This window comes from Pseudomonas sp. C8002, from assembly GCF_013385765.1.
Lineage (GTDB): Bacteria > Pseudomonadota > Gammaproteobacteria > Pseudomonadales > Pseudomonadaceae > Aquipseudomonas.
The window spans coordinates 15,126-39,014 of the sequence record NZ_JACAPJ010000026.1 but is presented as its reverse complement, the minus strand read 5'-3'; the positions used below and the strand labels follow the sequence as shown (position 1 = coordinate 39,014).

The window sequence follows — 23,889 nt, the reverse complement described above, 5'->3', positions numbered from 1 at the left end:
CGTGGACAAAGCTCATCGGCCCCTGCTCAGCCCGACGATCCGCCGACACTCATGGATTTTGGGGCTGCTGGCCCTGATCCTGTTTGTCGCGGGCAACTGGAACCAGGCAATCATCGGCTTTGACTCGCGCTTCGTGCTGTTCGCCCAGGAGATGCTGCGCCACGGGCCGGGGTTCTTCCCGACCACGTACGGGCAACCTTATGCCGATTACCTGGCCACCTCGACGCTGTTGACCTGGCTGCTGTCGGTGCCCCTGGGGCAGGTCACCAGCCTGACGGCCTGGCTGCCCACGGCCATCGCTTCAGCACTGATCGTGGTGCTGCTCTACCGGCTGACCGCGCCCTACTCCCGGCGCTGGGCACTGCTGAGCATCGCGGTGATGCTGCTCAGCAGCACCTTCATCAGCGAAACCCGCGCGGTGTCCCTCGACCAGATGCTGGCGGCAGTGGCTCTGACAGTCTTCTACCTGGGTTACGCCCACGACCACTTCGGCGCCGGCAAGCGCCTGCACTGGCTGTTTGCGCTGCTGATCGTGGGGTTCGCGATCCGTGGGCCGATCGGCCTGGTGATCCCCACCGGCATGCTGTGCAGCTATTACCTGATCAATCGGCAATGGCGCCAGCTGTTCAGTTTCGGCCTGCTGGCGTTGGCGTTACTGGCGGCGTGCGTGGGCCTGCTGTTGCTGCTGGCCAAGCTCAGTGGCGGTGAAACGTTCATGCAGGACGTGATCCGCATGCAGTTCCTGGGTCGCATGGACGGCACCGAAGGCTCCGGCAGCGCGCTGTATTACTTCAGCAGTTCGCTGGGTAACTACGCGCCGGCGTATCCGTTGGCAATACTCGCGCTGATTGCGATTGTCGCCGGTGGCCGCGAGGACAAGGGCCCGGCGCTGAAACTGGTGCTGTACTGCCTCGCCGCCGGCTTGATCGTGATGATCGGCTTGTCGGTGCCCCAGGCGAAAAAAGCGCGCTATGTGCTGCCGATGCTGCCCCTGGCAGCAATCATCGCCGCGTACCCGTTCCAGGTGTCGCGAGGCAGACTGTTCGCCGGGCTGCGCTGGCTGATGCTGGGGTTGTGGACGGTCATTCCGGGGCTGCTGATCGCAGGCTTGTTCGTGGCGCGTCACCGCTTCCCCGAGCAGATTGGCAGCCTCAATCCGGTGTTCGGGATCCTGATCGCGATCCAGGTGCTGGCACTGGGCTTGCTGTTCAACCAGCGCCTTCGCTACGTGGGCCCGGCCTTCGCCGCGGTATTGGCGGTGTGGCTGGCGTATATCGTGATGGTCGAGCCGCTGGAGCGTCGCCTGTATGACACGCGCACCTTTACCCTCCAGGCCCATGCGCTGACCCAGCAACAACCGGCGCCGCTGGTACTGCACGCACTGGGCAAGGACGCAAAAGCCATCAAGTTCATGGTCAACCTCGATTGCGACCGGGTGCCGTTGTTTACCCAGTTGCCTGCCGACCTGGCGCCGATCCAGGCTCCTGCATGGCTGATCATGAGCCAGTCGGACTATGAAGCGTTGAGCGACCCGCGTTTTCGTTCACTGCAGCCGGTACTGATCGGCCAGTTCGACAAGAACCCCTACGTACTGCTGCATTTGATCAAACCCGCACAACCTTGATACAGGGCGCGGGATAAGCGGAACCAACCGCTTATCCCGCGCCAGTACATTCAGTAGTTATAAATCCAAGTGTATGTAAGAAACTTCTTTGCCCATTCAACTTCGAAACTTTTAGCGTAGCAACTATCGAGAAACATCCTACGCATCTATACGCTGCTACCGATAACACGCCCTCTTCCCGCCCCCAGCCCTCGACTGTAGACTCGCCTGCCAAGCGAGTTAATTATTTAATACCTTCTAACTATTTTCAGAAGTTCCAAAGGTGCGGTGTAAGGCATTCCTGTTACTTTCGAAAGAAACTCGACGAACGTAGCAGCAAGCCATCAATCAAGACATGCCCCGCTTAAACGAACAGTCGAAATAACAATAAAGACCTTTTAAACAGCATTCAGCGCTGCCGTTTATTTCATTTAGAGGAATGTTTTGTGTCCGACCGTCGATTGCCCGACCCCTCAACCTCTGACGCTGTCGCGCCTTTGTCCCGCGACAGAGTCAATGCGGGTTACATCCCGCTGCCAAAACTGGATCGGCTGATGGAACTGCGTGATGCACTGGTGGTGCTCAAGGGGCCATTGGCCAACAATCCATCGCTGCGGGAAAATGTACAAAACCTGCTGATCAACGAGGAAACCGATGACCGTGTGCTGGGCAAGATCAGCAACCCCATGCCACCGCCAACCCGCCTGATACCGTTTGGCTGACACGTTTTACAGCAAAAATACTGCACTTGACCTGCATTAATATGCATTGGCAGCAGTCTTCATCGATTGGCACACTGCGCAGGTTCCTCCCCCAAATGCAGGAACTTCTTTAAAGGGCTTTTCCGGGAAACCAGGCAAGCCTTTTTTTTCGCCCGCTTTTCACGGATCGTCTGTCAATGCTCGCTCGCTGGTTACCCGCTGCCATCAATACCCGCCCTGCCGAATGGAGTCGTGCCGCCATCGGCATGGCCCTGGGCACACTGTTCAGCGTCTGGGTGTGCGCCCAGGTGTTCGGCACCGAGGTGGCCCTGCACCTGATAGGCCCGCTGGGAGCCTCGGCGGTGCTGCTGTTTGCCGTATCCTCCGGCGCGCTGGCCCAGCCCTGGTCGATCATCGGCAGCTACCTGTGTGCCGGGATCGTTGCGCTGCTGGTGGCCCGGGTATTGGGCCGAACGCTTGGCAGCGCATGCCTGGCTGCCGGGATGACCGTGATCCTGATCTGCTGGCTGCGCTGCCTGCATCCACCGGCGGGCGGCCTGGCCATGAGCCTGGTGCTGGCTGACCCCGCCTCGATTGCCATGGGCTGGCACGAACTTGCCGCAGTCATGCTGGGAGCCACGGCCTTGTTGGCCTGCGCGCTGGCCTACAACAACGCCACGCGCACGCGTTACCCCAAGGGCACCCGCGAACCGGCTGCGCCGATCTTTATGCCAATCGCCACCGAAAACCCCGGGATCAGCGCCGAGGACCTCAAGCAGGCCCTCGCCGAGCGCGAGCAGTTCTTGGACGTTACCCCGCAGGAGCTGGAGGAGCTGATCCAGGCCAGCGAGCGATATGCCCGGCGGCGCACCATCGGCGCGGTTTTCCAGCACCAGGGCCAGCCTCCTCCATAAGGCAAAAATGCAAAAACGACCTGCATGATTCCGACTTGTACTGGGCAAATTTGCACTGGTACGATCGCGAGATGGTTCGCCCGCGAACATCTTGATAAAGAACAATAAAAGCAGGGAGTTAGAGATGACTGCTCAGGTTTCATCCGAGGCAAGCAGCGCCGGGATTGTGCAAGACGAGGTCCTGGCGCACGTACGCAACCATATTGGCCACCTGACCCTCAATCGCCCCGCAGGCCTTAACGCCCTCACCCTGGACATGGTCCGCAGCCTCAGCCGGCATTTGCAGGCGTGGGCGGAGGATCCCCAGGTGCATGCCGTGGTGTTGCGCGGTGCCGGTGAAAAAGCCTTCTGCGCCGGCGGCGACATTCGCTCGCTGTACGACAGCTTCAAGAGCGGCGACACCCTCCACGAAGACTTCTTCGTCGAGGAATACGCCCTCGACCTCGCCATTCACAACTATCGCAAACCGGTCCTGGCACTGATGGACGGCTTCGTCCTTGGCGGTGGCATGGGCCTGGTGCAAGGCGCCGACCTGCGGGTGGTCACCGACCGCAGCCGCCTGGCAATGCCCGAGGTGGCCATCGGGTATTTCCCTGACGTGGGCGGCAGCTATTTCCTGCCGCGCATTCCCGGGGAACTGGGGATCTACCTCGGGGTGACCGGCGTGCAGATTCGTGCCGCCGACGCCCTGTATTGCGGCCTGGCGGACTGGTACCTCGACAGCGCCCGGCTCGCCGACCTCGACCAGCGCCTGGACCGCCTGGAATGGCACGATTCTCCCCTCAAGGACCTGCAAGGCCTGCTGGCCAGCCTCGCGGTGCAACAATTGCCCGACGCCCCTCTGGCGGCGCTACGCCCAGCCATCGATCACTTCTTTGCCTTGCCGGACGTGCCGAGCATCGTTGAGCAATTGCAGCAAGTCACCGTCGCCGACAGCCATGACTGGGCATTGACCACCGCCAGCCTGATGCAGACGCGCTCCCCCCTGGCCATGGCCGTGACCCTGCAGATGCTGCGTCGCGGGCGCCACCTGCCGCTGGAGCAGTGCTTTGCCCTGGAACTGCACCTGGACCGCCAATGGTTTGCCCGTGGCGACCTGATCGAAGGCGTCCGCGCCCTGCTGATCGACAAGGACAAAACCCCTCGCTGGAACCCTCCAACCCTGCAGGCGTTGGAGGCTGATCATGTCGAAAGCTTCTTCCGCGACTTCGACAAGAACGGGAACTAAATCATGCAAGATATTGAATTTACAGAAGAACAAGTGATGATCCGCGACATGGCGCGGGACTTTGCCCGTGGCGAAATCGCCCCCCACGCCCAGGCTTGGGAAAAGGCCGGCTGGATCGACGATGCCCTGGTCGCCAAGATGGGCGAGTTGGGTTTGCTGGGCATGGTGGTGCCTGAAGAATGGGGCGGCACCTACGTCGACTACGTGGCCTACGCCCTGGCAGTGGAAGAGATTTCCGCTGGCGACGGCGCTACCGGCGCACTGATGAGTATCCATAATTCAGTGGGTTGCGGGCCAATCCTCAACTACGGCTCACAAGCACAAAAGGAAACCTGGCTGGCGGAACTGGCCAGCGGCCAGGCCATCGGTTGCTTCTGCCTTACCGAACCCCAGGCCGGTTCCGAAGCGCACAACCTGCGCACCCGTGCCGAACTGCGGGACGGCCAGTGGGTGATCAACGGCGCCAAGCAGTTTGTCAGCAACGGCAAGCGCGCCAAGCTGGCGATCGTATTTGCAGTGACCGACCCGGAGCTGGGCAAGAAAGGCATCTCGGCGTTCCTGGTGCCGACCAACACCCCGGGCTTCGCGGTGGACCGTACCGAACACAAGATGGGCATTCGTGCCTCCGACACCTGTGCCGTCACCCTCAACCAGTGCACCGTACCGGAAGCCAACCTGCTGGGTGAACGCGGCAAGGGCCTGGCCATCGCCCTGTCCAACCTCGAAGGCGGACGCATCGGGATTGCCGCCCAGGCGCTGGGTATCGCCCGTGCCGCCTTTGAGGCCGCGCTGGCCTATGCCCGTGACCGGGTGCAGTTCGACAAGGCGATCATCGAGCACCAGAGCGTGGCCAACTTGCTGGCCGACATGCAAACCCGGCTGAATGCGGCGCGCCTGCTGATCCTGCATGCTGCCCGATTGCGCAGTGCGGGCAAGCCATGCCTGTCGGAGGCCTCCCAGGCCAAGCTGTTTGCCTCGGAAATGGCCGAGAAGGTGTGCTCTTCAGCCATGCAGATTCATGGGGGTTATGGCTATCTGGAGGACTACCCGGTGGAGCGTTACTACCGGGATGCGCGGATTACCCAGATTTACGAGGGCACCAGCGAGATTCAGCGGATGGTGATTGCCAGAGAATTGAAAAACTACCAGCTGTAACAGGTATTTCGCATAACCCATGTGGGAGCGGGCTTGCTCGCGAAGGCGGTGGATCAGTCGATACATCGGGTGACTGTAATACCGCCTTCGCGAGCAAGCCCGCTCCCACATTTTTTGATCTTCAGCGTTTCAGGACAGTGTTTACTTGTCCTTGAACTCCGGCGCACGCTTGGCCACAAACGCCGCCATGCCTTCCTTCTGATCCAGCGTGGCAAACGCCGCGTGGAACACCCGGCGCTCAAAGCGCACGCCTTCGGACAGGCTCACTTCAAATGCGCGGTTCACGCTTTCCTTGACCATCATGCTGATGGGCACCGACTTGCCGGCGATCAGGGTCGCGACCTTCAGTGCTTCGTCCAACAGCTCATCCGCCGGCACTATGCGCGCGACGATCCCGCAGCGCTCGGCTTCCACCGCATCGATAAAGCGCCCGGTCAGGCACATTTCCATGGCTTTGGCCTTGCCCACGGCGCGGGTCAGGCGCTGGGTGCCGCCCATGCCCGGCAGCACGCCGAGGTTGATTTCCGGCTGGCCAAACCTGGCGTTGTCACCCGCCAGGATGAAGTCGCACATCAAGGCCAGTTCACAGCCGCCACCCAGGGCAAACCCGTTGACCGCCGCGATGATCGGCTTGCGGCGGTTGGCCACGCGGTCGCTGTCGCTGAACAGGTCGTCGAGGTAGATCTGCGGGTAGGTCAGCTCGGCCATTTCCTTGATGTCGGCACCGGCGGCAAAGGCTTTTTTCGAGCCGGTGAGCACGATGCAGCCGATTTCCGGGTTGGCTTCCAGGCTGTCCAGCGCCTGGTTCAGCTCGCTGACCAGTTGCGCGTTCAGGGCGTTCAGCGCTTGCGGGCGATTGAGGGTGATCAGCCCGACCCGGCCCTGCACGTCCAGCGAAATGCTTTCGTAACTCATAGAGACTCCTCAGAGATTGCGTGAAATGACCATGCGTTGAATATCGCTGGTGCCTTCGTAAATCTGGCAGACCCGCACATCGCGGTAGATCCGCTCCAGGGGAAAGTCGCTCAGGTAACCGTAACCGCCGAGGGTTTGCAAGGCTGCCGAGCAGACCTTTTCGGCCATTTCCGAAGCAAACAGCTTGGCCATGGACGCTTCCACCAGCGCCGGCTTGCCGCTGTCACGCAGGGCGGCGGCGTAATGCACCATCTGCCGCGCCACGGCGATTTGCGTCGCCATGTCCGCCAGGCGGAAGGCCACGGCCTGGTGCTCGATGATCGGCTTGCCAAAGCTTTCCCGCTCGCGGGCGTAGTCCCGGGCCGCTTCAAATGCCGCCCGCGCCATGCCTACCGCTTGCGAAGCAATGCCGACACGCCCGCCTTCGAGGTTGGCCAGGGCGATCCGGTAGCCTTCGCCCTCCTCGCCCAAACGATTGGCCACCGGCACCTTCACATCCTCAAACAGGATCTGGCAGGTGTCGGAAGCATGCTGGCCGAGCTTGTCCTCGACCCGCGCGACGCTGTAGCCCGGCGAGTCGGTGGGCACGATAAAGGCGCTGATGCCGCGTTTGCCGGCAGCCGGATCGGTGACTGCAAACACAATCACGATCCCGGCGTTTTGCCCGGAGGTGATGAACTGCTTGCAGCCATTCAAGACGTAGTGATCGCCCTCCAGCCGGGCACGGGTTTTCAGGCCGCTGGCGTCGGAACCGGCCTGGGGCTCGGTCAAGGCAAACGCACCGAGCATCGCACCACTGGCCAGGGGCTTGAGGAACTGCTCGCGCTGTTGATCATTGCCGAACTTGAGGATCGGCACGCAGCCCACGGAGTTGTGCACGCTCATGATGGTCGAGCAGGCGCCGTCACCGGCAGCGATCTCTTCCAGGGCCATGGCGTAGGCCAGGTAGCCGGTATCACAGCCGCCCCATTGCTCCGGGACCAGCATGCCGAAAAAGCCCAGCTCGGCCATTTCACCAATGGCTTCCTTGGGAAAGCGATGCTCGCGGTCCCACTCGGCAGCGAACGGTTTAAGGCGTTCCTGGGCAAATTGCCGGGCGGCTTCGCTGATTTGCAGTTGTTCGTCATTCGGCAGCATAGGTGTTCCTTAGTACAGGCATTCAACGGCCATGGCCGTGGCTTCACCGCCGCCGATGCAGATCGCTGCAACGCCGCGCTTGAGGCCTTTCTGGCGAAGGGCCGAAAGCAGGGTCACCAGGATCCGCGCGCCGGACGCGCCAATCGGATGGCCCAGGGCACAGGCACCGCCGTGGATGTTGACCTTGCTGTGGGGAATCTCCAGCTTGCTCATGGTCACCAGGCTGACCACGGCAAAGGCTTCGTTGATTTCAAACAGGTCGACTTCGTCGAGGTTCCAGCCGGTCTTGCTCATCAGCTTGCGGATCGCCCCCACCGGCGCTACCGGGAACAGGCCAGGCTCATCGGCAAACGCCGCGTGGCCATGGATCACCGCCAGAGGCTTGAGCCCGCGCTTGTGCGCTTCGGACTGGCGCATCAGCAGCAGCGCCGCCGCACCGTCGGAAATCGAACTGGAGTTGGCTGCCGTCACCGTGCCGCCTTCACGGAAGGCCGGCTTCAGGGTGGCGATCTTGTCCAGCTTGGCTTTCGGCGGCTGTTCGTCGTGGATGATGGTTTTCTGTTCCTTGCCCACGGTGACCTGCACCGGGACGATTTCGGCGATGAAGTTGCCGTCGGTGATCGCCTGTTGCGCACGGGTCAGGGACGCAATCGCGAACGCGTCCTGGGCCTCGCGGGAAAAGCCGTTGTGCTCGGCGCAGTCCTCGGCAAAGGTGCCCATCAGGCGGCCCTTGTCGTAGGCGTCTTCAAGGCCGTCGAGGAACATGTGGTCGAGCACCCGGCCGTGGCCCATGCGATAGCCGCTGCGGGCACGGTCCAGCAGGTACGGCGCGTTGGACATGCTCTCCATGCCACCGGCGATGGCCACCTCCACGCTGCCTGCCAGCAACGCGTCATGGGCCAGGATCGTGGCTTCCATGCCCGAGCCGCACATCTTGTTGAGGGTGGTGCAGCGCGTGGACTTGTCCAGGCCAGCACCCAGCGCCGCCTGGCGTGCCGGCGCCTGGCCGAGGCCGGCGGGCAGCACGCAGCCGAACAGCACTTCATCCACGGCATCGGAAGCGATACCGGCGCGTTCGACCGCTGCACGAATCGCCGCAGCGCCCAGTTGCGGAGCGGTGAGGCCTTTGAGATCGCCCTGGAACCCGCCCATCGGGGTGCGTACCGCGCTGACAATAACGATTGGATCAGTCATGAAAAATCTCCTTATTTGGCTGCCATGCGCAAGGCCCCGTCGAGACGGATCACCTCGCCGTTGAGCATGCTGTTTTCAATGATATGCCGCACCAGCGCGGCGTACTCGCCCGGCTTGCCCAGGCGCGGCGGGAATGGCACGCCGGCGGCGAGGGATTCGCGCACTTGCGGCGTCATGCCCACCATCATCGGAGTTTCGAAAATACCGGGGGCGATGGTCATCACCCGAATCCCGTAGCGCGCCAGTTCGCGGGCCGCCGGCAGGGTCAGGCTGGCAATCGCGCCCTTGGAAGCGGCATAGGCCGCCTGGCCGATCTGGCCGTCAAACGCTGCCACTGAAGCGGTATTGATGATCACACCGCGCTCGCCATCGGCATTCGCCTCGGTTTCAGCGATAGCCGCTGCAGCCAGGCGCAGCAGGTTGAAACTGCCGATCAGGTTGACGTTGATCACCTGGGCGAAGTTGGCCAGCACGTGCGGGCCATTTTTGCCGAGGATTTTCTCGCCCCGCACCACACCGGCACAGTTGACCAACCCATGCAAACCGCCAAAGGCGGCGACGGTGGCCTGTACCGCCGCTTCGGCAGCGGCTTCCTGGCTGATATCGGCGACCGCGCTGCGGGCCTGCGCGCCGAGCTTTTGCGCCTGGGCGGCCACTGCGTCGGCGTTCAGGTCCACCAGCATCACCTTGGCACCGGCCGCCACGAGCATCTCGGCGGTTGCCGCGCCGAGGCCTGAAGCGCCACCGCTGACCAGAAAAACCTTGTTCTCAATCTGCATCATTGTTTCCTTGAAGAATGGGTCACGCCGTGGCCGCCTGGGCCTTGGCAATTTCCTGATTACGCAAAATGAAGCGTTGCAGCTTGCCGCTCGGGGTCTTGGGCAGCTCGCTGACAAATTCGATTTCCCGCGGGTACGAGTGAGCGGCCAGGCGCTTGCGCACGTGCTGGCGCAGCTCTTCGGCCAGGGCCGGCTCGGCGCGGTACTGCTCGCTGAGCACCACAAACGCCTTGACGATCTCGGTGCGTTCCGGACATGGCTTGCCCACTACGGCGGCCTCCACCACGGCCGGATGCTCGATCAAGGCGCTCTCTACGTCGAACGGCCCCACGCGATAGCCGGAAGTGGTAATCACATCGTCGCTGCGCCCGACAAAGCTGATGCTGCCATCGGGGTTCAGCTCCACCGTATCGCCGCTGAGGTAGTACTTGCCGACGAAGGCCTTGGTCTTGACGCCGTCATAACCGGCAAACCAGCACATCGGCGATTGCTCGCGGTCGATGGCGAGGATGCCCGGTTGGCCGGCGGGCAACTCCTGATGGTTGTCGTCCAGCACCACAATGCGATGGCCCGGCGAGGCAAAGCCCGCGGAGCCGACGTGCACCGGATGCTCCAGGCCATGGTGATTGCACAGCACCATGCCCAACTCGGTCTGGCCGTAGTGGTCGTGGATGGTCACGCCGAGGTTATCGGCGAACCAGCGGATCACTTCCGGGTTCAATGGCTCGCCGGCGCTGCTGACAATACGCAGCTTGCCCTTGATCGACTTGGCGAACTGCTCACCCCCGGCGATCAGCAGGCGATAGGCCGTGGGAGAACCGGTGAGGTTGGTAATCCCGTATTTGTTGATGACACGGCACGTGCTTTCGAGGGTGAACGGGCCATCGTAGAAGGTGATCGGGTGGCCCATGGACAAGGGGCCGGTCACGCCGAAATAGATGCCGTAGGCCCAGCCCGGGTCGGCGACGTTCCAGAATGCGTCTTCGGGGCGCAGGTCGACGGCGTCGCGGGTGTAGCTCTGGAACGCAACGATTGCCTTGAGCGGCACGGCGAGGGCTTTCGACGGGCCGGTGGTGCCTGAGGTGAACATCAGCAGGAACGGGTCGTCGGCGCCCAGCAATACGGGTTCGCAGAGGTTGGAATAGTTGGGCAGCTCGGCCCAGAAGCTGAAATCGCCGCGCGCGATGCCTTCGCCGTTGGGGCCGGCGACGGTGACGATGGTCGGGCAGTCGGCCACTTCCGTCAGTTTGGGACGGTTTACTGCATCGGTCACCACCAGCGCGGCGCCGGAGCTGTTCAGGCGGTGTTCGATGGCCTTGGGGCCGAAGGCGGTGAACAGCGGCTGATAGACCGCGCCGATGCGCCAGGTGGCGAGGACGACCACCAGCAGCTCGGCGGTGCGTGGCAGGAGGCCTGCCACCTTGTCGCCGCGATTGACGCCCTGGGCCAGGAGGAAGTTGGCGAAGCGTGCGGCCTGGTCTTGCAGTTGGGTGAAGGTGACGGTGGCGCTGCGGCCGTCCTTGCCCTCCCAGAACAGTGCGATGCGGCCAGGTAATGCGTGGCGGTCGCAGCATTCGACGCAGGCGTTGAGGGCCTGCAGGTTGCCCGACAAGGCAGCGTCGACGGTGTGTTGGTAGTTGAACTGGGTGGTGGCAGCCGAGTAATCACGCATCGCTTCAAATCCCTGTGTGTTTTTTATTTTCAGGATGGGTACGTAGACCGGTGAAATAGTCGCTCTAGAGCGGTGGGGGGGGCAATGGTCAAAGCTTTCAACTTGGTTGACTGGTTTGGCCAATGGGGGGCGCTGTCTGGTGTGTGTATATCCGTTTTTTGGGTGATAGCTTGTATTGGTTCCGCTCTTACAGCGGCTCACTTTTGAAAAGCGCAAAAGAGTGTTGAAGAGCAAAATCAAAAGCTAAAGCGGGCACGGTCCAAATGTGGGAGCGGGCTTGCTCGCGAAGGTCGTTAACGATGACGCGGGCATTCTGGATGAACGCGGCGCTCTCAGGTTTTTCGCGAGCAAGCCCGCTCCCACAGAAAAGCAGATCTGCTTTCGCTCTGGTCACCGAAAAAACGGATATGTACTCAATCCCGATAGACCCCACCAATCACCCAGTCAGCCCAAGCAATTGGACGCAACGCAAACATGCTTCTAACCTGACAGCCTGCGCCACCCAAGAAGCCCGCCCATGATCGTCCGTCCCAAACCCAACCTGCTCGGCATCCTGTTCTCCCTCAAGGGCTCGATCGCCAAACGCATTGCGCTGCGCAGCCTGCTGGTCACCCTCCTGGCCTCAGTCATCGTGCTGGTAGAAACCCTGCACCCGGCCTATTTCTCCAAGATCAACGCCACACCCTTCACACTGCTGGGGCTGTCACTGTCCATCTTCATGAGTTTTCGCAACAACGCCTGCTACGACCGCTGGTGGGAAGGCCGCAAACAACTGGGCCAGATGATCATCGAGATCCGCTCACTGATCCGCGAAACCCAGGTCCTCAACCCTGCCGAACGCAAACACGTCCTGCGCAGCCTGTGCGGTTTCGCCCATGGCCTGATCGCCCGCCTGCGCCTGGAAGACGAAAGCCAGGCGATCAAACCGTGGGCCAACCCAGAACCCGGCCACCCGAACCTCCCCGACAGCATCCTGCAAGACCTCGGCGCCCGCTGCTCGAACCTCGCCGAACAGGGCCACATCAGCGACTGGCGCTACACCCAACTGGAAACCCGGCTGTACGGCCTGAGCCAGGTCCAGGCCTCCTGCGAGCGGATCAAACACACCCCGCTGCCCTTCCCCTACACCTTGCTGCTGCACCGCACCATCTACCTGTTCTGTATCCTGCTGCCCTTCGCCATGGCCGAGCCGCTGGGCTGGCTGACCCCGGTGTTCACCGCCATCGTCAGCTACACCTTCTTCGGCCTGGACGAAATCGGCGACGACCTCGAAGACCCGTTCGGCTTCGACGAAAACGACCTGCCCTGCAACGCCATCGTGCGCACCCTGGAGCGCGAGATTCTCGCCGCCCTCGGCGAAACCACGCTGCCGCCGGCCCTTGAGCCGATTGAGTTCGTGCTGACGTGATGCGGGTTTGACACTCGCGATAACCTGACCGAAGCTGATGGCTTTGCACTAGCTGCCCAGCTTTCGGACGCCTGCATGTCAAAGTCACGCCGTTATTCCATCGTCGGCCTGTGCGCCCTGTTGTTTATTGTGCTGATCACCTGGTATTTCACCCGCACCACGCCGGTGGTGGTGCCCCCGGCCATCGCCCATGGTTACGCCAAGGCCTTGAAACAGGCGCACAACGGTGAACCCGGCGCTGCCCGGGTGCTGTATCAACAGTTGGGCCGCCCGGACCTCTCCGATGTGCGCCGCGCCGCCCTGCATGCCGAACTGCCCAACTACCCCAGCCCCCAGGCCCTCAAGCTGGCGGACAAGGATCTGGCCAACGACGCGCCAATGGTGCGCGAGGCGGCGATTCACAGCATTGTCGGCCTGGTGCCCAGCGGCCAGCGCACGCTGTTGCTCGGGCCACTGCTGGATGACCCCGAGCAAAGCGTCAGGTTTGCCGCGGCCAATGCCTTGCTCGGGCTGTCCCCGGATACCCTGGGCCTGTACTTCGGCCCGTTGCAGCAAGTGCTCGACGAATACGTAAAGCTGCTCAAGGGCCAACCCGAAAGCCCCGAAGGCTGGATCCAGCTGGCACGCCTGTACATTCACAGCGCGCTGCTGCCCGACGCACAAAACGCCCTGGAGCAGGCGATGCGCCTGCAACCGGACAACCTGCAAGCCGTGGTCGCGCAAATTGAACTGCTGGACAAGCAGGGCAAGGTCGACGAGTCCCGCCAACTCCTGGCCAAACAGTTGCAGGCCCACCCCGATTCGGCCTACCTGCAACATGCCCTGGGCATGTGGCTGCTGCACCATGGCGAGCGCGCCTTTGCCCTGCTCAGCCTGTCCCGGGCGGTGGAGCTCGAACCGAACAATCAGGATTACCGCTACGACCTGGCCACCACCCTGCACGCCCAGCAGGAACTGGAGGCCGCCCAGCGCCAGCTGGAAGAAATCATCCAGCGCAACCCGGCCAATCGCAAAGCCAGGGTGCTGCTGGTCAATTACTGGAAGGAAACCGGCCAGTTGCAGAATGTGCAGGTGCTGCTGGCACAGCTTGAACAGCAGAATCCGGATGACCCGGCGCTGCAACAGGGCCTGTAAAAGCGGTATTTGATACAAAACGTTGAACCGCCACACGGCGCCAAGGTCAAGTAAATATGGCGCGCCCCAGACGGCGCTGCCGACTACTTATTTGTGACCCGAGGGCACTTCTTGTCTACATCCAAAGAGCTGTTCACAGCAAAGGCGGCCACCGGTATTGAAGGTCTGGACGACATTCTTGCCGGAGGGCTTTCCCGTAGCCATTTGTTCCTGCTGGAAGGTGAACCCGGCACCGGTAAAACCACCGTGGCCCTGCATTTCCTCCAGGCCGGCGCAAAAAACGGCGAACGATCGCTGTACATCACCCTGTCGGAAACCGAGCGCGAGTTGCGCCAGGGTGCCAAGTCCCATGGTTGGGACCTGGACGAACACATTCACATCTTTGAACTGACTCCCCCCGAAAGCCTGCTCAATGCCGAGCACCAGCAAAGCCTCCTGTATTCCTCGGACCTTGAGCTGGGCGAAGCCACCCGGCAGATCTTCGAAGTGGTGGAACGGGTCAAACCTACCCGCGTCGTGATCGACAGCCTTTCGGAAATCCGCCTGCTGGCGCAAAGCTCCCTGCGCTATCGCCGGCAGATCCTGGCGATCAAGCACTACTTCGTGCGCTACGACGCCACCGTGCTGCTGCTGGACGACCTGACCACCGAGTCCCTCGACAAGACCGTACACAGCGTGGCCCACGGTGTGATTCGCCTGGAAGAACTGACCCCCAACTACGGCGCCGAGCGCCGCCGCGTGCGGATCGTGAAGTACCGTGGCCAGAAGTACCGTGGCGGTTTTCACGACTTCACCATCATGGAAGACGGCGTACATGTGTTCCCGCGCCTGGTGGCAGCCGAGCACCGTGGCGGCTACAACCGCCAGACCCTTACCAGCGGCATCCGCGAGATGGACGCCCTGTTGGGCGGCGGGATCGAGACAGGTTCCAGCACCTTGATCCTGGGCCCGGCCGGTACCGGCAAATCGCTGATCTCGATGATCTTTGCCGCGGCAGCCGTCTCCCGGGGCGAAAAAGCCGCGCTGTTCATTTTTGACGAAGAGCTGGGCCTGCTGTTCGAGCGCATGAAGAACATGGGCATCGACCTGGAGGCCCTGCAAGCCACCGGCAACCTGCTGATCGAACAGGTAGACGCCGCCGAGTTGTCCCCCGGCGAGTTCTCCCATCGGGTGCGCCGCTGTGTGGACGAACGCGGGATCAAGACCGTGGTGATCGACAGCGTCAATGGCTATCAGGCCGCGATGCCGGAAGAGAACGCGTTGATCCTGCACATGCACGAACTGCTGCTGTACCTCAACCGCCGTGGCGCCGCGACCTTCATGACCGTCGCCCAGCACGGGCTGGTGGGCGACATGCAGGCGCCGGTGGACATTACCTATCTGGCCGACACCGTGATCCTGCTGCGTTACTTCGAAGCGCTGGGCAAGGTGCGGCGCGCTATTTCGATCATCAAGAAACGCACCGGCAGCCACGAATCGACCATTCGCGAATACCGCATCGGCAGTCGTGGCATGACCATCGGCGAACCGCTTGATGCGTTCCAGGGTGTATTGCGCGGCGTACCGACCTACATGGGCACCGACAACCCGCTGCTCAAGGATGAAAGTTCATGAGTGGCCTGCCGGCCATTTTCGAACGGGCGATCATTCTGGCGCCCCTGGGTCGCGACAGCTCCCTGGCGTTGATGATGCTCAATGAGGCTGGTTTCAACGGCATCATCGCCAGCCATTTGCAGATGCTCTGCGAGGAGCTGGAGCACGGTGCCGGCTTGCTGGTCATTGCTGCCGAAGCCCTGCGCGGTATCGACCTGGAACCGCTGCTCACGCACCTGCATCAACAACCGGCGTGGTCAGACCTGCCGATTGTGCTGATGACGCACCACGGCGGCAGCGAACAGAATGGCTCGTCGCACCTGAGCACCTTGCTGGGCAACGTGACGTTCCTGGAGCGTCCGTTCCACCCGATCACCCTGATCAGCCTCGTGACCACGGCGCTGCGCGGACGTCGTCGGCAATACGAGGCCCGCGACCGGCTGATCGACCTGAGCCAGAGCGAGCAGCGCCTGCAAAGCACCCTGGAAACCCTTGAGCAACAGGTGGAAGAACGTACGGCGCAGTTGCGCAATAACGAAGAAGCGTTGCGCCAGTCACAGAAAATGGAAGCCGTCGGCCAATTGACCGGCGGCATCGCCCATGACTTCAACAACATGCTGACCGGCATCATCGGCAGCCTGGAACTGCTGCGCAGGCGCGTGGCTCGGGGCCGCACCGAAGACCTCGACAGCCTGATCGACCTGGGTGTCACTTCAGCCAACCGCGCGGCCGCCCTGACCCACCGCTTGCTGGCGTTTTCCCGTCGCCAGTCGCTGGATTCAAAACCGGTACAGATCAATCAATTGGTGAGTTCGATGGGTGAGCTGCTGCAACGCAGCCTGAATGAAAGCATTGCCCTGGATATCCGCCTGACCGAGCAACTCTGGACCGCCGAAGCCGACCCCAACCAGCTGGAAAGCGCCCTGCTCAACCTCGCCATCAATGCCCGGGATGCAATGCCCAATGGCGGCAAACTGGTGGTGGAAACCACCAACCGCCACCTCGACAGCGTGTTTACCGCAGCCTACGGCACCCTCACCCCTGGCGACTATGTGGAACTGAGCGTCAGCGACACCGGCTGCGGCATGCCCGAGAGCGTGATCAGCCGTGCATTTGACCCGTTCTTCACCACCAAACCCATCGGCCAGGGCACCGGGCTGGGGTTGTCGATGATCTACGGGTTTGCGCGCCAATCCCACGGGCATGTGTCGATCCACAGTGTGGTGGGCCAAGGCACCACCGTCAGCCTGTTCCTGCCGAGGTATGTCGGCGAGGTCATTGCAGATGAACCGCTCAACCCGGCATTGCTGCCGTTCGCCAATGCCGGCGAGACCGTGCTGATCGTCGAGGACGACCCGGCCGTGCGAGTGCTGGTCAGCGCCGTGCTGAGTGAACTGGGCTATGCCTTCGTCGAAGCCGGTGATGCCGACAGCGCCATGCCGATCATCGAGTCCAGCCAGCGCATTGACCTGCTGATCAGCGACGTTGGCCTGCCCGGCATGAACGGCCGGCAACTGGCGGAGATCGGCCGACAGGTGCGGCCCGAGTTGAAGGTGTTGTTTATTACCGGCTATGCAGAGCATGCGGCTGTACGGGGCGGTTTTCTGGACCCGGGCATGCAGATGATCACCAAGCCGTTCACCTTTGATCTGTTGACGGCAAAGGTGAGGGAGATGATCAAGGCTTGAAGAGGGAGTGTGCTCCCTCTTCTCAAGACGTTAAGCCAACAGCCGCTGGATATGTTCCTGCAACGTATCCAGGTCAAACGGTTTGGCCAGGATCGGCGCATTGCGCGTGATCGGGCTGTTGCAGTCGAGAATCTCCTGCGGGTAACCGCTGATGAAGATCACTTTCAATTCCGGTCGCAGCTTGATCGCAGGCTCGGCGATCTGCACCCCGGAAATGCCGCCAGGCAGGCGGTAGTCGGTCACCATCAGGTCCAGGTGCGGCTTGGTGGCCAGGATTTCAAACGCCTGCTCACCGTCAATCGCCTTCAACACCCGATACCCCAGGCCCGCCAGGTACTCGCCCAACACAAACATAATCGATTCGTCATCTTCGACGATCAGTACAACATCTTGTGCATCTTCACTCATGGGAAGCCTTTGTCCGGTCAATTGCTGCTGATACGACCATGGGGTCACGCAGAGGTTGCGTCGGATTTGCGATTGATTTCATGCCCCGGCCTCCAGGGGCAGGCAGACGCGGAACAGCGCGCCCTCGCCTATCCGGCTTTCCACTTCAATGGTCCCGCCGTGGGCCGCGATAATCTGCTCGGAGATAAACAACCCCAGGCCCAGGCCCGCCACGGCATGGTTGGCCGACACGCGCTCGAACTGTTGGAAAATACGCTTCTGGTTGTCTTCGCTGATGCCGATCCCGTGGTCACGTACTTCTACCCGTGCTTCGCCATGCTCGGCGTACACCCGCACTTCCACCGGGCTCTTGGCCCCGTAGCGCAAGGCGTTGGTCAACAGGTTGGACACCACCTGTTCGATACGGAATTCATCCCAGTTGCCCACCACCGGCCCTTCCTGGACCCAGGCCACCGAAGACTCCGCCGCCGCCACCTGCGGCGCAAAATTTTCCAGCAGGTTGTGCACCAGTTGCGTGAGGTCAAAGCGACCGGGGCGAATTGACAGCTTGCCCGTGCGAATGCGCGACACGTCGAGCATGTCTTCGATCAGGCGAATCAGGCTCTGGATCTGCCGCTCATCGCGGTCGACCATGGCATGCATCTTGTCCAGGGTAAACGCTGCGGCGTTGTCCCGGGCAAGGTGCATCTTGCGCAGCTGGGTTTCCAGGATCAGCCCGTTGAGGGGCGTGCGCACTTCGTGGGCGACGATCGACATGAAGTCATCGCGCATGCGCACGGCCTGCTCCAGTTCGGCCTGGGTGGCCTGCAAGCGCGTGAGCAAGGCTTCCTGCTCGCGCCGGCTTTGCTCCAGGGCTTCAACCTGCTGCTTCATCGCCTTGCTCTGGCGGTACAGGTCAACGAATACGTTGACCTTGCTCTTGACCGCGTGGATATCCAGCGGCTTGTGCAGGAAATCCACGGCGCCGCTTTCGTAGCCCTTGAACGCATAGTTGAGCTCACGGCCGGCAGCGCTGACAAACACGATGGGAATGTTCTTGGTCTTTTCGGTGCCGCGCATCAGCTCGGCCAGCTCGAAGCCGTTCATGCCCGGCATCTGCACGTCGAGAATGGCCATGGCGAACTCGTGCTCCAGCAGCAGCGACAAGGCCTCGTCGGCGCTCAATGCCTTATAGACCTGGCGGTCCTCGCGCTTGATCAGCGCTTCAAGGGCCAGCAGGTTTTCCGGCAGATCGTCGACGATCAGCAGTTTGGCCTGGACAGTACTTAACATGGGGAGGATTCCAGGGAAGCCAGCAAGGTGCCGATGCGGCTCAAGGTGAGGATATGGTCAGGTTCATGCAGCGCCAGGGCGGCCCGGGGCATCACGGCGACGCGCGCCTCCAAAGGGTCCTGCACCACCGTGGTACCGCCGCTCTGCTTGACGTGGGCCAGGCCCCGGGCGCCGTCCTGGTTGGCCCCCGTCAGCAAAATCGCCAGCAAGCCCTTGCCGTAGACATCGGCGGCTGAATCAAACAGGTAGTCGATTGCCGGGCGGGAATGGTGCACGCGGTCCTCCTGGCTCAGTGACAGGCTGCGGTCGTGCTCCACCGACAGGTGATAACCGGGGCCGGCAAAATACAGGGTACCGGGCTGGATCACTTCCTTGTCCCGCGCTTCCACCACCTTCATCGATACGCGACGGTCAAACACTTCCGCCAACTGGCTGCGGCGCTCGTCGGGCAAATGCAGCACGGTAATGATCGGCAGGCCGAAGCTCGCCGGCAGCTCGCCAAAAATGCTCAGCAATGCCTCGACACCGCCTGCGGAAGCGCCGATCACAATGGCCTCGATCCCGGATACCGGGCTGGCAGTAGCTTCATTCATAATTTTCGGTAGATCCGTTCTTGCTTGACCAGGGGTTCGAACTGTTTGCTGTAGGCGGAAAAATCCAGGGTTTCCTTGCTGCCCAGCACCAGGAAGCCGCGGTGACACAGCGACTCATGGAACAGTCCAAACGCCCGATCCTGCAACTTTTTATTGAAGTAAATCAATACGTTGCGACAGGAAATTAATTGAGTTTCGGAAAACACGCTATCGGTGGCCAGGCTGTGATCGGCAAACGTCACGTTCTCCCGCAGGGTCTTGTCGAAGATCGCATGATCGTAAGCCGCCGTGTAGTAATCGGCAAACGAACGCTGGCCACCGGCCTGCTGGTAGTTGTGGGTATAGGCGCGGATGTTCTCGAGGGAAAAGATCCCCTGCTTGGCTTTTTCCAGGGACCGGGGGTTGATGTCGGTGGCGTAGATGATGGTGCGTTCCAGCAGGCCTTCCTCACGCAACAGGATGGCCATGGAATACACCTCCTCCCCGGTACTGCAGCCCGCGATCCAGATCTTGATCGACGGGTAGGTCTTGAGCAGCGGCACCACTTCCTTGCGAATCGCCAGGAAGTGCGAGGGGTCGCGAAACATTTCGCTGACCGGAATCGTCAGGAACTGCAGCAACTGCATGAACGCCGTCGGGTCATGCAGCACCCGTTCCTGCAAGGCCGAGATGGTGGCGCAGTCGAACTGACGCAACGCATGAGCCACGCGGCGTTTGACCGAAGCGCCGGAGTAGTCGCGAAAGTCGTAGCTGTACTTGAGGTAAATCGCCTCAATCAACAAGCGCAGTTCGATGTCAGTGCTTCGTTCCAATTAAATCCGTTCCATCTTGGGTAGCCACACGCGAATCAATGAAAACAACCGGTCCAGGTCGATGGGCTTGGCCAGGTAATCGTTGGAGCCTGCCGCCAGGCAGCGCTCCTGATCGTCCTTCATGGCCTTGGCCGTCACCGCGATGATCGGCAGCTTGCGCCAGCGCGGGTCCTGGCGGATCAAGGCGGTGGCCTCGTACCCGTCCATCTCCGGCATCATCACGTCCATCAGTACCAGGTCGATGTCATCGACTTCATTGAGTTTCTCGATCGCCTCGCGGCCATTACGGCCGATCACGACAATCGCGCCCTTGTGCTCCAGGGCACTGGTCAGGGCGAAGATATTGCGTACATCGTCATCCACCAGCAGGATCTTGCGGCCCTCGAACACCTTGTCGCGGCTGCGGGCAGTCCTGAGCATTGTCTGGCGTTCATGGGACAACTGCGATTCGACTTTGTGCAGAAAGAGTGTCACCTCGTCCAGCAGGCGCTCGGGGGAACGCGCGCCCTTGATGATGATCGAGCGCGAATACTTGCGCAGTTCGGCCTCTTCATCGCGGGTCAGGTTGCGCCCGGTGTAGACGATCACCGGCGGGAACGAGCAGATGTCCTCGATGGACATGCGCTTGAGCAGCTCGTTGCCGAGCATGTCCGGCAGCTTGAGATCGATGATCATGCAGTCGTAGATGTGGGTGCGCAGCAGGTCCAGGGCCTCCTGGGCGAAGCCTACGGCGGTGATCTCGATATCATCGTCGCCGATCAGGCGGGCAATGCTGTCTCGCTGAAGGTCATCGTCTTCCACCAGCAGCACACGCTTGACCTTCTGCGTCAGCTTGGCTTCCAGGCGGGCGAACACATCCTTGAGCTCTTCGCGGGTGGTCGGCTTGACTGCATAGCCCACGGCGCCCATGTGCATGGCGGCTTCGACGCGGTCCTCCACGGAAATCACGTGCACCGGGATATGGCGGGTCCCGGCATGTTCCTTGAGACGTTGCAGCACGGTCAGGCCGGAATGGTCCGGCAGGCGCATGTCCAGCAGGATCGCGTCGGGAATGTACTGTTCCGCCAGGGCGTAGCCTTCGTCTGCGCCATGGGCCACCAGGCAGTGGTAACCCAGTTCATGGGCGAGGTCGAAGAGGATGCGGGCAAAGTTGGGCTCATCTTCCACCACCAGGATGCAACGCGTGGCGAACGGAGCCTTGTCGCGGTCATCGATAAAGCGCGGGATCTGCGCTTCGTGGGCGATCGGCATCGGCGACACCTTGATCGGCGCCGGTGCAGGCACAGGGACTACCGCGCGCGGCTGTTCCAGCGCCGGGGCGTCTTCGTCACGCTCTACATAGTGCTCGGGCACCACCAGGGTAAAGATACTGCCCTGGCCAGGTTCGCTGGTGACGCTGATATAGCCGCCCAGCAGGTTCGCCAGGTCCCGGGAAATCGACAGGCCCAGGCCGGTGCCGCCGTAACGACGGTTGGTGGTGCCATCGGCCTGGCGGAAGGCCTCGAAGATGCTTTCCTGCTGGTCCGGGGCGATGCCAATCCCCGAGTCGCGTACGGTAAAGGCGATGCCCTCCCCCGGTGCCCGGGATACCGACAGGCTGACCTCACCTTTCTCGGTGAACTTGATGGCGTTGGACAGCAGGTTCTTCAGAATCTGCTCCAGGCGCTGGCGGTCGGTGAACAGCATGTGTGGCGAGCCTTCCTGCACCTCCACCTGGAACCCGAGCTTGCGGTCGGCCGCCAGCGGCTCGAACATGCCGCGCAGCCCATCCACCAGGCGCGCAACGCTGGTGTTCTCCGGGCGCATTTCCAGCTTACCGGCTTCGACCTTGGAGATATCGAGGATGTCATTGATCAGGTTGAGCAAGTCGTTACCGGCCGAGTAGATCGACTCGGCGAACTTAACCTGTTCGGCGCTGAGGTTTTCCTGGGGGTTCTCCGCCAGCAACTTGGCCAGGATCAACGAGCTGTTCAGCGGCGTGCGCAGCTCGTGGGACATGTTGGCGAGGAATTCGGACTTGTACTTGCTGGAGCGCTGCAACTCGTCGGCACGCTCTTCCAGCTCGATCTGTACGCGGTTGAGCTGGACGTTCTTCTGGTCCATGGCATCGCGCTGCTCGGCCAGGGTCTGGGTCTGTTCGGCCAATTGTTCGTTGGTCTGCTCCAGCTCCGCCTGTTGGGTTTCCAGGTGGGCCTGGGACTCCTTGAGGATGCGCGACTGTTCTTCCAGCTCTTCGTTGGCCGTCTTGAGCTCTTCCTGCTGCACTTGCAGCTCTTCATTGAGCTGCTGGGTTTCGGCCAGCACTTCCTGCAGGCGCTGGCGATAACGCGCGGCTTCGATGGAGGTGCCGATGTTGTCGGCAATCAACTCCAGCAGTTCGACATCACGGTCATCGAGTGCACGCAGGAAACCCAGTTCGATCACCCCGTTGACCCGGCCATCATCGCTGGTCGGTACCACCAGCACGCTGCGGGTCGCACCTTCGCCGAGGCCGGAACTGACCTTGAAGTAATCCACCGGCACATCGTCCAGGCGAATCAGGCGGTCCTGCCGGGCCGATTGGCCGACGATGCCTTCGTCGTTGTAGATCGACTGTTCCTGCTGCTCCTGCTCGCGGGAGAAGCCATAAGTAGCCACGCGTGTGAGGCCGCCGTGCTCTTCACGCACGTACAACGCCGCCACCGCCGAGCCCATGTACTGGGCAAAGAACTGCAAAATGTTGCGCCCCAGCAGGTTCAGCGTCAGTTGGCCAAGGACCTGCTCGGCCAGCTCGGTCTGGCCGTTGCGCAACCAGGCTTGCTGCTCGAGGCGCTTGGCGATCCTCTGCTGCGACATCAGGTTTTCGCTGTAACTGTTTGAAAGTTCTAAAAGATTTTTTCGGCCGACATACGCCAGGAAGCCACTCAGGCCGAGCACAAACACCAGGTACAAGGTGACGCTGATGATCGTGGTGCGGGTAACGTCTTCATTGCGGGTGATGCGGAACTGTTGCTCCATCGCCACCGCCCGGTCGTACTCCTTGCGAATCTCGTCCGTCAGGCTCTTGCCACGCCCGGCTTTCACGGCGGTGCGGTAATCGCCGTTTTGCCGCTGCATGTCAATCATCGACTGGGCGTAGGTGTTCCACGCCTGTTGCAACGATTCCAGACGCTTGAGCCGGTCCACCTGCTCCGGATTGTCCGCCACCAGTGCCTGCAAGTTGCGCAAGTCGGAAATGATCCGCGGCTTGGCCACTTCGTACGGGTCGAGGAAATGCTCGTCACCGGTAATCAGGAAGCCGCGCATGCCGGTTTCCAGGTCCACGGTCAGTTTCGAGGTTTCGTTGAGATTGTTGATTACCCGGTCGGTGTGTTCGACCCACTGGATCACCGACAACAGGTAGGTGATCAGAACGACGAAAAACACCGCGCTGAGCACGCCAACGCCCAACGGCAGTGCCACGTTGCGGCCCAGCAATTTACGGAAGCTTTTCTCATCGACAGACGACGCGGGAGTCATGGGCATGCCTTGGCCAATACGGAAAAACGAGGAGTTTGCCCCAAAGTTGCGCCTGAGCGCTATTTTTCTGCTACCCGTAGCGACATGGATTACATAACCCATTGATAAATAGACGAATGGATGTGTTTTTAACACTCGGCAATTGACTTTCCTTCTTACATGGGAACCGAAGTGAGCCTGGAACG

19 protein-coding genes are annotated in these 23,889 nt (G+C 61.5%); 9 read left to right on the top strand and 10 right to left on the bottom strand.

What is annotated here, in order from left to right:
• Position 1: 1 nt before the first annotated feature.
• From HX814_RS25250 to HX814_RS25230, 5 genes are all read left to right on the top strand, one after another.
• On the top strand, positions 2–1,624 hold the full coding sequence (locus HX814_RS25250) for a phospholipid carrier-dependent glycosyltransferase (RefSeq protein ID WP_177009515.1): 1,623 nt from the start codon (positions 2–4) through the stop codon (positions 1,622–1,624).
• A gap of 521 nt (positions 1,625–2,145) precedes the next feature.
• Complete coding sequence (locus HX814_RS25245) at positions 2,146–2,325, top strand: type VI secretion system contractile sheath small subunit (RefSeq protein WP_256344058.1); 180 nt, start codon at positions 2,146–2,148, stop codon at positions 2,323–2,325.
• A gap of 176 nt (positions 2,326–2,501) precedes the next feature.
• Positions 2,502–3,218, top strand: coding sequence for an HPP family protein (locus tag HX814_RS25240; protein ID WP_102369056.1), 717 nt, complete (start codon positions 2,502–2,504; stop codon positions 3,216–3,218).
• A gap of 124 nt (positions 3,219–3,342) precedes the next feature.
• On the top strand, positions 3,343–4,446 hold the full coding sequence (locus tag HX814_RS25235; protein WP_102604351.1) for an enoyl-CoA hydratase/isomerase family protein: 1,104 nt from the start codon (positions 3,343–3,345) through the stop codon (positions 4,444–4,446).
• A 3-nt stretch (positions 4,447–4,449) separates the two neighbouring features.
• The gene (locus HX814_RS25230; RefSeq protein WP_134326621.1) at positions 4,450–5,601 is read left to right on the top strand and encodes an acyl-CoA dehydrogenase family protein; all 1,152 of its coding nucleotides are present in this window, start codon (positions 4,450–4,452) and stop codon (positions 5,599–5,601) included.
• Positions 5,602–5,742: 141 nt separating this feature from the next.
• Here HX814_RS25230 and HX814_RS25225 read toward each other — a convergent pair whose 3' ends face one another.
• From HX814_RS25225 to HX814_RS25205, 5 genes are read right to left on the bottom strand one after another with little or no spacing between them, the layout of a single operon-like run.
• The gene (locus tag HX814_RS25225; protein ID WP_177009514.1) at positions 5,743–6,516 is read right to left on the bottom strand and encodes an enoyl-CoA hydratase; all 774 of its coding nucleotides are present in this window, start codon (positions 6,514–6,516) and stop codon (positions 5,743–5,745) included.
• A 9-nt stretch (positions 6,517–6,525) separates the two neighbouring features.
• On the bottom strand, positions 6,526–7,653 hold the full coding sequence (locus HX814_RS25220; RefSeq protein ID WP_008433455.1) for an acyl-CoA dehydrogenase: 1,128 nt from the start codon (positions 7,651–7,653) through the stop codon (positions 6,526–6,528).
• A 9-nt stretch (positions 7,654–7,662) separates the two neighbouring features.
• Positions 7,663–8,847, bottom strand: coding sequence for an acetyl-CoA C-acyltransferase (locus HX814_RS25215; protein ID WP_008433457.1), 1,185 nt, complete (start codon positions 8,845–8,847; stop codon positions 7,663–7,665).
• Between the two features lie 11 nt (positions 8,848–8,858).
• Positions 8,859–9,626 carry an SDR family NAD(P)-dependent oxidoreductase gene (locus tag HX814_RS25210; protein WP_177009513.1) on the bottom strand — a complete coding sequence of 256 codons (768 nt, stop codon included), beginning with the start codon at positions 9,624–9,626 and terminating at the stop codon, positions 8,859–8,861.
• 22 nt (positions 9,627–9,648) lie between these two features.
• A complete protein-coding gene (locus HX814_RS25205) occupies positions 9,649–11,298 on the bottom strand; it encodes an AMP-binding protein (protein ID WP_177009512.1) in 1,650 nt (549 codons plus the stop codon).
• 517 nt (positions 11,299–11,815) lie between these two features.
• Between HX814_RS25205 and HX814_RS25200 the strand changes: the two genes are divergently transcribed.
• The 4 genes from HX814_RS25200 to HX814_RS25185 all read left to right on the top strand — a co-directional run bounded on the left by HX814_RS25200 (position 11,816) and on the right by HX814_RS25185 (position 17,121).
• Complete coding sequence (locus HX814_RS25200; RefSeq protein ID WP_177009511.1) at positions 11,816–12,706, top strand: bestrophin family protein; 891 nt, start codon at positions 11,816–11,818, stop codon at positions 12,704–12,706.
• A 75-nt stretch (positions 12,707–12,781) separates the two neighbouring features.
• The gene (locus HX814_RS25195; RefSeq protein WP_102369052.1) at positions 12,782–13,840 is read left to right on the top strand and encodes a lipopolysaccharide assembly protein LapB; all 1,059 of its coding nucleotides are present in this window, start codon (positions 12,782–12,784) and stop codon (positions 13,838–13,840) included.
• 111 nt (positions 13,841–13,951) lie between these two features.
• Entirely contained in the window at positions 13,952–15,454 is a 1,503-nt protein-coding gene (locus HX814_RS25190; RefSeq protein WP_102369051.1) for an ATPase domain-containing protein, read from the top strand.
• Positions 15,451–17,121, top strand: a complete 1,671-nt coding sequence (locus HX814_RS25185) for a response regulator (RefSeq protein WP_008431031.1) — start codon at positions 15,451–15,453, stop codon at positions 17,119–17,121. The genes HX814_RS25190 and HX814_RS25185 overlap by 4 nt, the downstream gene beginning before the upstream one ends.
• A gap of 30 nt (positions 17,122–17,151) precedes the next feature.
• Here the strand turns inward: HX814_RS25185 and HX814_RS25180 are convergent, their stop codons facing one another.
• The 5 genes from HX814_RS25180 to HX814_RS25160 form a co-directional block, all read right to left on the bottom strand.
• On the bottom strand, positions 17,152–17,529 hold the full coding sequence (locus HX814_RS25180) for a response regulator (RefSeq protein WP_003217591.1): 378 nt from the start codon (positions 17,527–17,529) through the stop codon (positions 17,152–17,154).
• 78 nt (positions 17,530–17,607) lie between these two features.
• Positions 17,608–18,801, bottom strand: a complete 1,194-nt coding sequence (locus HX814_RS25175; protein ID WP_003217587.1) for a hybrid sensor histidine kinase/response regulator — start codon at positions 18,799–18,801, stop codon at positions 17,608–17,610.
• Positions 18,795–19,394, bottom strand: a complete 600-nt coding sequence (locus HX814_RS25170; RefSeq protein ID WP_008431027.1) for a chemotaxis protein CheB — start codon at positions 19,392–19,394, stop codon at positions 18,795–18,797. The genes HX814_RS25175 and HX814_RS25170 overlap by 7 nt, the downstream gene beginning before the upstream one ends.
• Complete coding sequence (locus HX814_RS25165) at positions 19,391–20,206, bottom strand: protein-glutamate O-methyltransferase CheR (protein ID WP_003217583.1); 816 nt, start codon at positions 20,204–20,206, stop codon at positions 19,391–19,393. The genes HX814_RS25170 and HX814_RS25165 overlap by 4 nt, the downstream gene beginning before the upstream one ends.
• On the bottom strand, positions 20,207–23,704 hold the full coding sequence (locus tag HX814_RS25160) for a response regulator (protein WP_177009510.1): 3,498 nt from the start codon (positions 23,702–23,704) through the stop codon (positions 20,207–20,209).
• Positions 23,705–23,889 lie beyond the last annotated feature (185 nt).